Source organism: Devosia sp. (assembly GCF_028290625.1).
Lineage (GTDB): Bacteria > Pseudomonadota > Alphaproteobacteria > Rhizobiales > Devosiaceae > Devosia.
This window is the reverse complement of sequence record NZ_JAQGJM010000036.1, coordinates 57,212-71,464: the sequence shown is the minus strand read 5'-3', so window position 1 is coordinate 71,464 and position 14,253 is coordinate 57,212. Positions and strand designations below refer to the sequence as shown.

General features: G+C 63.4%; 14 protein-coding genes and 1 tRNA gene. 12 read left to right on the top strand and 3 right to left on the bottom strand.

Features of this window, described 5'->3' with window-relative positions; all coding sequences use genetic code 11:
• Positions 1–120: 120 nt before the first annotated feature.
• The 9 genes from JWR51_RS20245 (at position 121) to JWR51_RS20205 (ending at position 6,739) form a co-directional block, all read left to right on the top strand.
• Positions 121–483, top strand: coding sequence for a GFA family protein (locus JWR51_RS20245; RefSeq protein WP_299751867.1), 363 nt, complete (start codon positions 121–123; stop codon positions 481–483).
• Positions 484–566: 83 nt separating this feature from the next.
• Positions 567–651: transfer RNA gene (locus JWR51_RS20240), tRNA-Leu, on the top strand.
• Between the two features lie 172 nt (positions 652–823).
• The gene (locus JWR51_RS20235) at positions 824–1,441 is read left to right on the top strand and encodes a ribonuclease D (protein ID WP_299751865.1); all 618 of its coding nucleotides are present in this window, start codon (positions 824–826) and stop codon (positions 1,439–1,441) included.
• Positions 1,442–1,447: 6 nt separating this feature from the next.
• The gene (locus JWR51_RS20230; RefSeq protein WP_299751862.1) at positions 1,448–2,086 is read left to right on the top strand and encodes a hypothetical protein; all 639 of its coding nucleotides are present in this window, start codon (positions 1,448–1,450) and stop codon (positions 2,084–2,086) included.
• Positions 2,083–2,544, top strand: a complete 462-nt coding sequence (locus JWR51_RS20225; protein ID WP_299751859.1) for an LptA/OstA family protein — start codon at positions 2,083–2,085, stop codon at positions 2,542–2,544. The genes JWR51_RS20230 and JWR51_RS20225 overlap by 4 nt, the downstream gene beginning before the upstream one ends.
• A complete protein-coding gene (lptB, locus tag JWR51_RS20220) occupies positions 2,541–3,299 on the top strand; it encodes an LPS export ABC transporter ATP-binding protein (RefSeq protein WP_299751856.1) in 759 nt (252 codons plus the stop codon). Before JWR51_RS20225 ends, lptB begins: the two co-directional genes overlap by 4 nt.
• Before the next feature lie 442 nt (positions 3,300–3,741).
• Positions 3,742–5,247, top strand: coding sequence for an RNA polymerase factor sigma-54 (gene rpoN / locus JWR51_RS20215; protein ID WP_299751853.1), 1,506 nt, complete (start codon positions 3,742–3,744; stop codon positions 5,245–5,247).
• A 402-nt stretch (positions 5,248–5,649) separates the two neighbouring features.
• Positions 5,650–6,225, top strand: coding sequence for an HPF/RaiA family ribosome-associated protein (locus JWR51_RS20210; protein WP_299751850.1), 576 nt, complete (start codon positions 5,650–5,652; stop codon positions 6,223–6,225).
• 46 nt (positions 6,226–6,271) lie between these two features.
• A complete protein-coding gene (locus JWR51_RS20205) occupies positions 6,272–6,739 on the top strand; it encodes a PTS sugar transporter subunit IIA (RefSeq protein WP_299751847.1) in 468 nt (155 codons plus the stop codon).
• Between the two features lie 221 nt (positions 6,740–6,960).
• Here the strand turns inward: JWR51_RS20205 and JWR51_RS20200 are convergent, their stop codons facing one another.
• The 3 genes from JWR51_RS20200 to JWR51_RS20190 all read right to left on the bottom strand — a co-directional run bounded on the left by JWR51_RS20200 (position 6,961) and on the right by JWR51_RS20190 (position 9,158).
• Complete coding sequence (locus tag JWR51_RS20200) at positions 6,961–7,248, bottom strand: DUF1150 family protein (protein WP_299751844.1); 288 nt, start codon at positions 7,246–7,248, stop codon at positions 6,961–6,963.
• Positions 7,249–7,263: 15 nt separating this feature from the next.
• Positions 7,264–7,683, bottom strand: coding sequence for an Hsp20 family protein (locus JWR51_RS20195; protein ID WP_299751841.1), 420 nt, complete (start codon positions 7,681–7,683; stop codon positions 7,264–7,266).
• A 257-nt stretch (positions 7,684–7,940) separates the two neighbouring features.
• Positions 7,941–9,158 (bottom strand): FAD-dependent monooxygenase, encoded by a 1,218-nt coding sequence (locus JWR51_RS20190; RefSeq protein ID WP_299751919.1) that lies wholly within the window; start codon positions 9,156–9,158, stop codon positions 7,941–7,943.
• Between the two features lie 273 nt (positions 9,159–9,431).
• Here JWR51_RS20190 and JWR51_RS20185 point away from each other — a divergent pair, with 273 nt between their 5' ends.
• The 3 genes from JWR51_RS20185 to JWR51_RS20175 all read left to right on the top strand — a co-directional run bounded on the left by JWR51_RS20185 (position 9,432) and on the right by JWR51_RS20175 (position 14,246).
• On the top strand, positions 9,432–9,770 hold the full coding sequence (locus JWR51_RS20185; protein ID WP_046134535.1) for a P-II family nitrogen regulator: 339 nt from the start codon (positions 9,432–9,434) through the stop codon (positions 9,768–9,770).
• Positions 9,771–9,793: 23 nt separating this feature from the next.
• A complete protein-coding gene (locus JWR51_RS20180) occupies positions 9,794–11,188 on the top strand; it encodes an ammonium transporter (RefSeq protein WP_299751838.1) in 1,395 nt (464 codons plus the stop codon).
• 340 nt (positions 11,189–11,528) lie between these two features.
• On the top strand, positions 11,529–14,246 hold the full coding sequence (locus JWR51_RS20175) for a DNA translocase FtsK (RefSeq protein ID WP_299751835.1): 2,718 nt from the start codon (positions 11,529–11,531) through the stop codon (positions 14,244–14,246).
• Positions 14,247–14,253: the final 7 nt, after the last annotated feature.

The following is a 14,253-nucleotide window of genomic DNA, read 5'->3' as shown; positions in this document are numbered from 1 at the left end:
GCAAGGGGTTGGTCTGCTTCTAGCGCAAGGGCGGGCGCGCTGTCGAGGGCCGCGGCGGAATTGGCCTTGACTCATTGGCTCGTTTGTTCTTGTTTTGTTCGAACAACGCAGGAGTGGGCCATGGCCGAAGCAAGACTTTATCACGGACAATGCCATTGCGGCGCGGTGCGCTACACCGCCCATACCGACCTGGGCGGACTGATGGATTGCAATTGTTCGCGCTGCAAGCGGCTGGGCTGGATTCTGCAATCGGTGCCGGCTGCGGAGTTCACCCTGCTGAGCGGGGCGGACAAATTGACCGAATATCGCTTCAACACCGACAAGATCGAGCACCTGTTCTGCGGTGCCTGTGGGGTCGAATCATTTGCGCGCGGGCAGGACCGACAGGGCAATAATTTGGTCATGATCAACGTCAATTGCCTCGAGGACGCGCCGCCGATCGAGCGCAACGCCATCATTCACTGGGACGGCGCCAATGCCTGAGCGGGCTCGCGTCACCGCCCTGACATATAGCGCGCGAAAGCGTGTTGACATCGGCGCCGGGGCAACCTAGTTACACCGCGCTTGCCCAGATGGCGGAATTGGTAGACGCGCACGGTTCAGGTCCGTGTACCGCAAGGTGTGGAGGTTCGAGTCCTCTTCTGGGCACCAATATCTTGAACCGCAAGGTTCATTCAGTACGCCGACCGCGCAACTCGCCCGGTCGGCGTTCTGGTTTTCGGACCATGACCGGCCGGCCGCCTGGCGTCACACAAGCGTGCTCGCGCCTTTCCAACGCCTTCATGCTGTGCCATCACGTCTCAAACGCAACACCGAGACCGACATGGCTATCAGACTGCATCGTGGGGACTTGCCGAACCTGAATAATTACACCGGTCGGGAAGTGGCGATCGATACCGAAACCATGGGGCTGCATCCGCATCGCGATCGGCTGTGCGTGATCCAGTTGTCGCCGGGCGATGGCAGCGCCGACGTGGTGCAATTGCCGCAGGGCATCAACGAGGCGCCGAACCTGGTCAAGTTGCTGACCGATCCCGACATGACGAAGATTTTCCATTATGCGCGCTTCGACGTAGCGGCGCTGAAGAACCGTTTTGGCGTGGTGACGGGGCCGGTCTATTGCACCAAGATCGCCAGCAAGCTGGTGCGCACCTATACGGACCGGCACGGGCTCAAGGATATTGTGCGCGAATTACTCAATATCGACCTCTCCAAGCAGCAGCAGAGTTCGGACTGGGGCGCCGAGAAAATATCTGACGCGCAGCTCGAATATGCGGCGTCCGACGTGCTGTACCTGCATGATCTGAAGCGTCATCTCGACCGCATGCTGAAGCGCGAGAACCGCATGGAAATCGCACAGGAATGCTTTGGTTTCCTCAAGACGCGGTGCGAACTCGACCTGCTGGGTTGGGACGAGATCGATATTTTTGCCCATAGCTGAGAGCCCATGAGCGCGCAGCCCGATACCGCCAACCGCCTGCGGACCTATCAGCGCCTGACGCTGCGCAACCGGGTCGTGGGCGTGTTGCGGCTGGCGGTGCCCCTGCTGGGCATTGTGGTGCTGGTGCTTTTGGTGGGGCAGATTTACCTGTCGAGCCTGGGCAGCCGGTTCGGCGTCGGGCAAATCTCGGTGACACGCGAGCGGGTCAGCATCGATGCGCCGCAATATTCGGGCGTGCTCGACGATGGCTCGGTCTACCGCGTTTCGGCTACATCGGCCGAAGCGGCGCTCGACGCTACCGACGTGATGGACCTGAGCACGGCGAGCCTGAGCGTGGTGCGCAGCAACGGCGTGACCATGGACCTGACGGCCAATATGGCGCGGCTGGACACGACGCGGGAGTTGGTGACCATCGCCGGCGACACGCATGTGGTGGAAAGCACGGGAACCACCAGCACATTCGCCAATTCTGTCTTCGACTGGCAGAAGCAGGAGCTGACCGGCAAGGGGCCGGTGGTTGTGGACTATGCCGACGGCACCCATCTGGTGGCCAAGGGGCTGGTCTATAATGCCAAGACGGCGGTCTGGACTTTCACCGACGCGACAGTCACCCTGCCCAATACGCCCGGAGCCGCGACACCATGAGCCTGTTAGCAAAAGTGTTCGGAGTGGGATTGGGCCTGTTGCTGGCGGGCACCGCCATGGCGGCCGACAAGGTGCAGATCACCGCCGATACCTTCACAGTGACCGAGACCGCCCATGAGGCGGTGTTCACCGGCAATGTGGTGGTCAACCATCCCACCGTTTTGGTGCATGCCGACAAGGTGGTGGCCACCTATGGGGAGGGCGGCACCACCGATATCAAGACCTTCGTGGCCACCGGCCATGTGGAGCTGAAGACCAGCGAACAGAACGCCACCGGAGAACGCGCGGTGTTCACGCCGAGCGACCAATTGCTGCGGCTGACCGGGAATGTGCTGGTGACCAATTCGGGCGGCACGGTGGGTTCGGGCGAACTGGTGGTGAATTTGCAGACCAATGTGTCGACGTTTACGGGCGGCAGCAGCGGCAAGCGGGTGACCGGGGTGTTCACCTCGCAATGACCGATAGCGCAGGCAAGGCCAGGATCGACCAGACCGGGTGGCTGGTGGCGCATAGCCTGGCCAAGAGTTTTGGCAAGCGCACCGTGGTGCGCGACGTGTCGATCGCGGTGCGGCGCGGCGAGGCGGTGGGGCTTTTGGGTCCCAACGGGGCCGGCAAGACGACGGTGTTCACCATGATCATGGGGCTGGTAAAGCCCGATAGCGGCAGTATCAACCTCGATGGGCGGGCGATAACGCATTTGCCGCTGTTCCAGCGCGGGCGGCTGGGCATCGGCTACCTGCCGCAGGAACCCTCGATCTTTCGTGGGATGACGGTGCGCGGCAATATCATGGCGGTGCTGGAAAGCCATGTGCGGAACAAGGCCGACCGCAAGGTGCGGCTGGAATCGCTGCTGGAGGAATTTTCCATCGGCCACCTGGCTAGCGCCAATGCGTTGGCACTGTCGGGCGGCGAGCGGCGGCGCGTGGAAATCGCCCGGGCGTTGGCGGCCGACCCGGTCTTCATGCTGCTGGACGAGCCCTTTGCGGGCGTCGATCCTATCGCGGTGGCCGAGGTCAAGGGGCTGGTCAAGCAGTTGACGCGGCGCGGCATCGGCGTGCTGGTCACCGACCATGCGGTGCGCGAAACGCTGGGGCTGGTGGACCGGGCCTATGTGATCCATGGTGGCAAGGTGATGATCCAGGGCAAGCCCGAAACCATCAGCGCCGATCCGGATGCAAGACGGGTTTATCTGGGCGAGAATTTCGAGATCTGAGGGAGCGGTGGTGGGGCGGCATCTCGCCCATCACCGCGATACCGCCCTCCTCTGCGATCTCGCTGCCGCTCCCTAATACCGCCCCACCCTCCGCCTTCCCGCGGACTTGATCCGCGGGACACCCTCAACACGGCGTGCGCGACGAGAGGCCCGCGGATCAAGTCCGCGGGAAGGACGGTGGGTGGGAGGGATCGTGCCGACTGGTAGTGTGCAGCGTTGCACCAACTGCAGGGGGTAGGAGGGATTGTGCCGGCTGACGCTGCGTAGCGTCGCACCAACTGCGACGGGTGGGAAACATCGCGGCTAGCGCGGCCGGCCTTGCGCCACCACACTTGGCACGGAACTTGCCCTTGCGCTTGCTCCCTGCGCAAAATTGAGTCATGGTCCGCCCGGGAAGTGGCTGGCAACGGCCAAAAAGTTTTGCCTCAGGGACCTGATATTCATGGCGCTTTCGCCGCGGCTGGAGTTTCGCCAGGCCCAAAGCCTGACGCTCACTCCACAGTTGATGCAGTCGATCCGGCTGCTGCAACTGAGCCATCTCGAACTCAACGATTTCGTCGATGCCGAGCTGCTGCGCAACCCGCTGCTGGAGCGCGAGGATGGCGGCGACGCCGACATTGACGCGCCCGAGGCGCCGGAGCGGGCGCCCGAGGGCCAATCCTACGAAGACACGGTCGAGCATGGCGACCGCATCCAGAGCGCCGATACCATTGCGGACGGCTACGACACCTCGGTGGAGAACGTGTTTCCCGACCAGCCGGGGCAGGACCAGCTCAATCCGATGAGCCGGCTGGACCGCAATGGCGCCAGCGAGGGCGGTGAAGCCCCTGATATCGACCAGTTCGTGGCGGCTCGGCCGCGGCTGGCCGATCATCTGGAAAACCAGACCAATATGATCCTGCGCACGCCGGCGGACCGGCTGATCGCGCGCTACCTGATCGATAATCTCAACGAGGCCGGGTATCTGGCGGTCGAGCCGCAGGCGATTGCCGACCAGCTTGGCGCTGATCTCGCCGATGTCGAGGCGGTGCTGGAAGCGGTGCAGGGCTGCGATCCGCTCGGCGTGTTCGCGCGCTCGGTCAAGGAGTGCCTCGCGATCCAGTTGCGCGAGAAGGATCGGCTCGATCCGATCATGATGCGGCTGCTGGATAACCTCGAGATGCTCGCGGACCACAATATGCCGGCGCTGATGCGGGCGGTGGGCTGCGACCGCGAGGACATCAACGAGATGCTGGCCGAACTGCGCCAGCTCGATCCCAAGCCCGGACGCGCTTTCGACGTGGGGCCGGTGGAAGCGGTGGTGCCCGATGTGTTCGTGCGGCCGGGGCCGGCGGGCGACTGGCAGATCGAGCTGAATACCGAGGTGCTGCCCAAGGTGCTGGTCAACCGCGTCTACTATGCGACGGTGACCAAGAAGACGCGCGACAGTGCCGAAAAGGCGTTTCTCAGCGACTGCCTGCAGACGGCGAACTGGCTGACCAAGAGTCTCGACCAACGGGCGCAGACCATTCTGAAGGTGGCGGCTGAAATCGTGCGGCAGCAGGATGGCTTCCTGCTGCACGGCATCGCCCATTTGCGGCCGATGACGCTGAAAATGGTGGCCGAAACCATCGAGATGCATGAATCGACGGTCAGCCGGGTGACCTCCAACAAGTACCTGTCGACGCCGCGCGGGCTATTCGAGATGAAATACTTCTTCACCACCGCGATTGCCTCCAGCGATGGCGGGGTGGACCATTCGGCCGAGGCGGTGCGGCATCGCATTCGCCAGTTGATCGACGCCGAGGCGCTCAGCGATGTGCTGAGCGACGATACCATCGCCGAAGTGCTCAAGCGCGAGCAGGGGATCGACGTGGCGCGCCGCACCGTGGCGAAATATCGCGAGGGCATGAATATTCCCTCATCGGTGATCCGGCGGCGGCAGAAGAAGAATCTGGAACAGGCCTAGGCGGAACCGCGTTTGCGGTTCCTCATGCAAGCTCACCCAACCACGACGTCATTCCCGCGCAAGCGGGAACCCATTCGTCGGGCGGCGGAGTAAGAAGAGTGGGTTCCCGCTTGCGCGGGAATGACGCCGTTTTTTGAAATATGGGCGTCAGATAGCGCGGCGACGGGCTCTGTCCGCTTTCGGACGGAAGGCTAAAGCGCTTCCAGCCGCGTGTCACGCTTTTAAACGAACTCTTGCGGGGTGTTGCGCATTGCCTCCCTTGGCCGAGCGGGTCTAGCATCGGGGGAACGGCACACCCATATTCAAGAGGTATGAGCGTGACGTGATCCCGAAGGTCGGGAATCCGGCTTTCGGCTACCCAAGCGTCGGTTTTCGACGATAAAAACAGCGAAAGAGGAACCCATGACCTTACGAGTTTCCGGCAAGAACATGGATGTTGGCGACGCTTTGCGTGGCAAGGCGGAGGATCACTTTGACGCCGTCGTCGCCAAATATTTCGATGGCGGCTATGACGGGCATCTGACCTTAACCCCTGATGGCATTGGTTTTCGGGCCGATTGCATCGTGCATCTCGATAGCGGCGCCATGCTGCAATCGAGCGCCCAGGGCGGGGACGCGACATCGGCCTATGAGGTGATGGCACTCAACATCGAAAAGCGGCTGCGCCGCTACAAGCGGAAACTCAAGACTCACGGCAAGGGCATCAAGGCCAATGGGGACGACACGCTGGCCCAATACACCGTGCTGGGCGCTGCCGACGAGCTGGACGAGTTGGACGAAGATTACGCGCCGCCGGTGATTGCCGAGACCACCAAGAACCTGCGTTCGCTCAGCGTGGGGGAAGCGGTGATGGAACTGGACCTAACACAATCCGGTGTAGTGGTGTTCCGCCATGCTGGACATGGCGGGCTGAATGTGGTCTACCGCCGCTCCGATGGCAATATAGGCTGGATTGATCCGGCTCTGGGGGCAAACTAGGTCCCCCACCAGTACATACCAGAAGAACTATTGCGGGACTGAATTCATGGAATTGGCCGATATCCTGGCTGAGCGCGCCGTGCTGACTTGCACGGGCGTCAAAACCAAACGCCAACTGTTTGAACAACTGGCCAACAAGGCTGCTGAACTCACCGGTCGCTCCAAGACGGAACTCTTCGAGGCTATCGAAAGCCGCGAAGAGCTCGGCTCGACTGGGTTGGGCAATGGCATTGCGATTCCACATGGCAAGGTGGCGGGGCTGAATCGGGTCTGCGCCGTGTTCGCACGGCTGGACGAGGCCATCGAATTCGACGCGCTCGATGACCTGCCCGTCGATATCGTGATGATGCTGCTGGCGCCCACCGGCTCTGGCGCCGATCACCTCAAGGCCCTGTCGCGTGTGGCGCGGGTGCTGCGCAACGAGCATACCCTAGACGAATTGCGCCGGCTTGAGTCGTGCGACGCGATCTATGGCGTGCTGACCGCGCCGATGGCATCAACTTACGCGGCTTGAGTTCCGCTCGATCTTAAAAATACAAAACCCTCGGGGAGACCCGAGGGTTTTTTGTTCTCGAGATACCGCGCTGATCTCCCCCACCCACTGTCCTTCCCGCGGACTTGATCCGCGGGCCGCTCGCCGCATGTACGGCGTTAGTGTTTGTCGTTGGAGACCCGCGGATCAAGTCCGCGGGCAGAACGGTGGGTGTGGGGCTTCGGGCCTTATAAGGCACCAGCCTAGTGCAGCGTCGCCAGGCCCAGATTCTTGTCGCCGAGCCAGTCGGTAACCGCATCTTCGGTATCGGTGACCAGCAGCGGGGTGCCGTCGGCGGACATGACCAGCTGGTAGAGCCCGTCAGTGTCGAATTCGGCGTCGGTAATCATTGCAGACAGCGCATCGCCGCCAATGGGGCGCACATAGGCCACGGCATTGCCGCCAAGCGCGGCGAACTGGGCGCTGGTCAGCGTCTTCAGCGGATGGATAACGTCACCGACATTGGCCTCGTCATTGCGTTTTTCATACATTTTCAGGCCCTTTCCTCATAATGAGCGAATTTCGATACGGCGGGCGACCTTCGGCGCTTGCGGGCGCTCTAATGCAACAACGAGCATACCATGCCCTAAAGTTGCATCTTTGACGATCATCCCATCGGCCAAGAGGAACGAGCGCTGGAATTGCCGCGCCGCGATACCGCGATGCAGATACTCCTTGCCGGGCTCATCCTTCTGGCGGCCGCGCACCATGACCTGGTTATCCTCGGCCATGACTTCGAGTTCGTTGGCGGCAAAGCCCGCCACTGCGATCGAGACCAGGAATTTCTCGGTGCCGTCGGGCAGCACGGTCCGTTCGATATTATAAGGCGGGTAGCCATCGGCCGATTTGGCCAGCCGATCGACCCGCTCTTCGAACGCATCAAAGCCCAACAGGAACGGGGCAGAGAACACAGAAATACGCGACATCAGGGGCGTCCTTGATAGCAAGCAACGTCTGGGCCGGACCCGTAGCAAAGTGGCATCCGGCGCCCACGCAAGATATGGGAAGCGGTGCGGTGGGTTCAAGTGTCGGTCAGGCAACCGTGCCACGCCCTCGTGGTTCGAGGGTCGTAAGAACTCCCACCTCACCATGAGGGCTACTGGGAGATGGCGCTCTATCAGTAGTCCTCATGGTGAGGTGCGAGCCCTTCGCGAGCCTCGAACCACGAGGGCGGGCACAAAGGCTAGATCGGCAGCCCCGAAAGCAACCTTGGCCCGTTGGACCCTACCCCCGCCGCTGCCCGAATCATCGCGGCCTTAACCGGTTCGGAGCGGTCGACGAGGCCGAGGCCGAAGTCGCGGAGGGCGCGGATGGGGGCATTTTCGTTGGAGAACAGGCGATTCATAGTGTCGGTGACCATGGCCATGGTGGAGGTGTCGAGCCGGCGCCAGCTTTGGTAGCGCGCCAGCACGTCGTCGCTGCCGTGATCGAGGCCCAGGCGGAGGGCCTCGACGATGACTTCGGCCAAAGCGGCGACGTCCTTGAGGCCGAGGTTAAGGCCCTGGCCGGCAATGGGGTGCACCACGTGGACGGCGTCGCCTACCAGCGCGAGGCGGGGAGCGACGAAGTCGCGGGCGATCTGCATCTTTAGCGGGAAGGCCTGCAATTTCTCTTCGGCGGTGACCGCGCCCAGGGTCGAGCCCATGACGGACTCGATGGTCGCATTCAACTCGTCCGGGCCCATGGCGAGGAACTTCGGCGCGTCGGCACTGGCCTCGGTCCAGACCAGGGAAGATCGGTTGCCCTTGAGCGGTAGGCTGGCGAAGGGGCCGGCGGGGCGGAAATGCTCGTATGCGGCACCGTCATGGGGCAGTTCGTGGCTGATGGTCGTGACGAGGCCGGACTGCTTGTAGTCTTGGGCTATCGTGGTGATGCCCGCCATGGTGCGCAGTTTTGACTGGCCGCCGTCGGCGCCGACAACCAGCGGCGCGCTCAGCAGGCGCCCATCGGCCAGCGTTAGGACGCCGGCCATGCCGTCGGCGACAAAGTGTTCGATTTCGGCGGGGGCGATTACGGTGATGCTGGGCGCGGCGGCATCGAGCAGCACCTGCCCCATGACGCTGTTGGGCACCATATGGGCAAACGGCTCGCCCGGCGCGACATTGCCCACAAAGCTGAGGAACAGCGGCCGCGACAGATCGCCGGTGCCCGAATCGGTGATGCGCATCGCCGTGATGGGCTGCGCGGCTTCCGCCATGGACGACCAGACGCCGAGCGCCTCGAACACCCGGCGCACGCCGGCCGCAACCGCCGATGCACGATTGTCGCGCGGCACCGCGAGCGGACGCCGGTCGACCAGGCCAATGCGAATGCCCTTTGCGGACCGGGCGAGCGCCAAGGCCAGGGTCAGGCCCACCGGCCCGCCACCCACGATCAGCACATCGAACCGCTCGCTCTGCATGGTCATTCGCCTCGCTTTGATATCCCAGTGTCGCCGCCTGGGCAGGCGGATGCAAGTTGCGTCAGCGTCGCGGGCACGCCTGCCGCAATATTGCCCAAATTGGCCCAGTTCTGCACAAAAATCAGGCAGCTTTCTGCCGCTACGCCGAGCGCCTGCGTTAGCTATTCGGTAACTCTTTGTTTTAGCGGCGTATTTTGGACGCAACCCGAGTTGGCACGGCTCTTGAGTCTATCTGGGCATTCCAGACTGACGCCAAATTGCAAAGGGGCTCTCATGAAACTGGTGATAGCGATTATCAAGCCATCACGCCTCGAAGAGGTTCGCCAGGCACTCAATTCACTCGACGTCCACGGCATGACCGTGACGGAAGTGAAGGGGTACGGCCGCCAAAAGGGGCATTCCGAAATCTACCGCGGCACCGAATACGCCGTGCACTTCCTGCCCAAGCTCAAGGTCGAGATCGCGGTTGACGATGCGCTTGCCGATGCCGTGTCCACGGCCATCCGCGACAGCGCCCAGACCGGCCGGATCGGCGACGGCAAGATCTTCGTCCTCGATCTGCTCGCCGTCACCCGCATTCGCACCGGCGAAACCGGCGCGGCCGCCCTTTAAGCGTCATTCGGAGAGAAACAGAAATGACAGGTCTCAAGACGTCAAAACTATTCGGGGGGACACTGCTCGCCTCCCTGGCGATGAGCGTCGCCGCTTTCGCCCAAGACGCCGCCGCCCCCGCCGCTGATGCAGCTGCCGCCGTCGCTGACGCCGTTACCCCGATCGTCGACAAGGGCGATACCGCCTGGATGCTGGTCTCCACCATGGCGGTCATCGTCATGACGGTGCCGGGCCTGGCGCTGTTCTATGGTGGCCTCGTGCGTTCCAAGAACGTGCTGTCGGTGCTGACGCAGGTGTTTGCCGGCTTCGCCATGATCGCCCTGCTCTGGGTGGCCTATGGCTATTCGCTGGCCTTTGGCGGCCCGACCGAGGGTGGCCTGTCGGCCTTCGTCGGCGACTTCTCGAAATTCTTCCTGGCGGGCATCACGCCGGACTCGACCGCTGCGACCTTCTCGGCCGGCTTCCTGCTGCCCGAAATGGTGTTCGTGATTTTCCAGCTCACCTTCGCGGCCATCACCGCCACCCTCATCGTCGGCGCCATTGCCGAACGCATGAAGTTCGGCGCCGTGCTGGCGTTCCTGGCGATCTGGTTCACCTTCTCCTATATCCCGATCGCCCACATGGTCTGGGCTGGCCCGGGCCTGCTGTTCGGCATGGGTGCCTATGACTTCGCTGGCGGCACCGTGGTTCATATCAATTCCGGTGTGGCCGCCCTCGTGGCCTGTCTGGTTCTGGGGCCGCGCATCGGCTACCTCAAGGAGCCGATCGCCCCACACAATCTGGTGCTGACCTATATCGGCGCCGGCCTGCTGTGGTTCGGCTGGTTCGGCTTCAATGCCGGCTCCAACCTTGAAGCCAATGGCCTGACCGCCGTGGCCCTGCTCAACACCATCACCGCGCCGGCCGTGGCCGCCCTGGTGTGGATCCTCTGCGAAAAAGTCAGCCGTGGCCATGCTTCGGCGCTGGGTGCCGTGACTGGCGCTGTTGCGGGTCTCGTCGCCATCACCCCGGCTGCCGGCTTTGCCGGTGTGGCGGGCGCCATGGTCCTCGGTGGCGTTGCCAGCGTGGTCTGCTTCTGGGCGGTCGTGTCGCTCAAGGCGATGTTCAAGTATGACGATAGCCTCGACGTGTTCGGCGTCCATGGCGTTGGCGGTATCGTGGGTGCCCTGGGCACTGCCATCGTCGCCACTCCATCGCTGGGCGGTTACGCCCTCGGCGACGCGGCCGCCTATTCGTGGACCGGCCAGTTCATGATCCAGCTCACCGCCGTGGCAATCGCCGTGGTGTGGTCCGGCGTCGTGGCCTTCATCGCCCTGATGATCGTGCGGGTGCTGTTCGGTGGCCTGCGGGTTGCGGAAAGCGCCGAAAGCGATGGTCTGGATATCTCCAGCCATGGCGAGCACGCCTACAACAGCTAAATCCAAGCTTCCGGGCGGCGGCATCCGCCGCCCGGCTCCCCCAAAACGTGCCTCGTAAATTGATCGTCGCGTGCAGCTCGTGTTCCTCTTGGCCCGCCACAGAGGCTTCCCACTCGCAAAACCGCACGGGCTGCACACCACGATCAATTGGCGAACACAGTGCCGCAAATGCCGATCCTCCCCGAGGGCAATGCGGACGACGAGGGCCTGCCGGAACCACCGGCGGGCCCTTTTTATTGGACGGGCCGCCGATGGTTAGCATGAGATTAACCCCAGCCTTCTAGCATGAGCCAGCATTGGGCAAGGATCGTCCGCGCCCGGTAGAGACTGTTGCCCGCCCATGCCGACACATCCCACCCCCATGCTCGACGAAGTGCGTTCCATGCCCGCGCGTGGTGCCAAGCCTCGGGCCAAGATTGCTGCACCCGTGGCGCCCAAGGCGATTGCCATCCATATTCCGCTGCGGCTGGTTGGCCTGATCGTGCTGGCGGTGGTGGGGATATGCCTCGCGGCGCTGGCATCGTGGTCGGTGGATGATCCCAGCTTTTCCTATGCGACCGATAAGGCGCCCGCCAACTGGCTAGGCTTTCCGGGCGCGGCCATCGCCGACATCCTGTTCCAGACGCTGGGGCTTGCCGCGCTGGTGCTCGTCGTTGCGCCAGCCCTGTGGGGCTGGGCACTGGCCCGCAAGCGCGTCGTCACCGGCATGGGGCTGCGTGCCCTGGCGTGGATCGGCTCGACGTTCCTGGCGGCCGGCGTGCTTTCCTTCATCGCCATGCCCGCCACCTGGCCGCTACCGACGGGCCTGGGCGGCCTCGTGGGTGGCGTGTTTAGCAACACGGCGTCCTCGATCGCCGGGGCGCCGGTGAGCGGGCTGATGGGCACGCTGTTCGCCATCATCATCGCCATTCCGACGCTGGCACTGTTCTGGATCGGCATGGGGCTGGGCCACACCATTTCGGCCGCGCCGCAGAAGCTATCGGCTGCCGCCGCACGCCGTGGGCAGCCGGCAGTTGCGGACGATGAGCCCGAAACCAATCCGCTGGTCGATATCGTGCTCGGCGCCATGGTCCATACCGGCTATTCGCTGCGCACCGCGTTCCGCCGCGCCCGCGAAAGCCATGCCCAGCGCCGCGAGGAAGAAGCCTCGTTCCGCGATAACGATCGCGAGCCGGGCATGGACGTCGCTGTCGAGCCGGTTGTCGGCCGCCAGGAACCCCAAATGGCTCCGACGCAGCGCCGCATTCACGCGCCGGCCGAACCGGCGTTCGAGCAGCCCCGTACCGAGCCGCGCATCAATGCGCCCAGCGACTATGACGATACCGAGCTCGAATATCCCGAAGAGACGGAGTACGACGACCTGCCCTTCGTGCCCGATGTGCCGGCACCGCCGGCGGTCGTCAACCATCACCAGCGTGGCGATTCGCGCTTTCATCCGGCCCCGCCGCCAAGCGGCATCTCGCCGCGCGTCTCCGCACCCCCACAGCGCCCCGTGCAGGGCCAGCGCGTCGCCCGCGAGGCGCAGGGCTCGTTCCTCGATGCCCCGCAGGGTTTTGAGCTGCCGCCGCTGAGCCTCTTGGCCGAGCCGCGCCACAAGGGTCCGTCGGAGGAGCACAATCCTGAGCGGCTGGAAGCCATGGCGCGCCAGCTCGAAGGCGTATTGGAAGATTTCGGCGTCAAGGGCGACATCATCAATGTGCGCCCCGGCCCCGTCGTCACGCTGTTCGAGCTTGAACCGGCCCCCGGCATCAAGTCCTCTCGCGTGATTTCGCTGGCCGACGACATTGCCCGCTCGATGAGCGCGATCTCCGCCCGCGTCGCCGTGGTGCCGGGCCGCAATGCCATCGGCATCGAGCTGCCCAATGCCAATCGCGAAATGGTGTATTTCCGCGAAATGCTGGCCTCGACCGATTTCGAGAAAATGAAGGGCAAGCTGCCCATTTGCCTGGGCAAGACCATCGGCGGCGAGCCGGTGATCGCCGACCTGGCACGCATGCCGCATCTGCTGATCGCCGGCACCACCGGCTCGGGCAAGTCCGTCGGCATCAATACGATGATCCTGAGCCTGCTGTATCAGATGACCCCTGAGCAGTGCCGCCTGATCATGATCGATCCGAAAATGCTCGAGCTCTCGATCTATGACGGCATTCCGCATCTGCTGACCCCAGTCGTCACCGATCCGCAAAAAGCGGTGGTGGCGCTCAAATGGGCCGTTCGCGAGATGGAAGACCGCTATCGCAAGATGAGCAAGATCGGCGTGCGCAATATCGACGGCTTCAACCAGCGCGTCGGCGAAGCCAAGGCCGAGGGCAAGGTGATTACCCGCACCGTGCAGACCGGGTTCGACCGCGAAACCGGCGAGGCGATCTTTGAGAGCGAGGAATTCAACCTCGAGCCGCTGCCCTATATCGTCATCATCGTCGACGAAATGGCCGACCTGATGATGGTGGCCGGCAAGGATATCGAAGGGGCCATCCAGCGCCTCGCCCAGATGGCCCGCGCCGCCGGCATTCACATCATCACCGCCACCCAGCGCCCGTCGGTGGACGTGATTACCGGCACGATCAAGGCCAACTTCCCGACGCGTGTCAGCTTCCAGGTGACGAGCAAAATCGACAGCCGCACCATTCTGGGCGAACAGGGCGCCGAGCAACTGCTGGGCAATGGCGACATGCTCTACATGGCCGGCGGCGGCCGCATCAAGCGCCTGCATGGTCCCTTCGTGGCCGATAGCGAAGTGGAAGCCGTGGTCGCCCATCTGAAGACCCAAGGGTCCCCGGATTACCTCGACAGCATCGTTGCCGATGAGGACGAGGGCGGCGGCGACATGGGCGACAGCGCGGGCGGCGACGATTATGCCGGCTCGGGCGACGAGCTTTACGACAAGGCCGTGCACATCGTGCTGACCGACAAGAAGGCCTCGACCAGCTATATCCAGCGGCGCCTCGCCATCGGCTACAACAAGGCGGCGACGCTGATCGAACGCATGGAACGCGAAGGCGTGATCAGCCAGGCCAACCATGCCGGCAAGCGCGAGATTCTGGTGGGCTCGGACTAGATCCGAG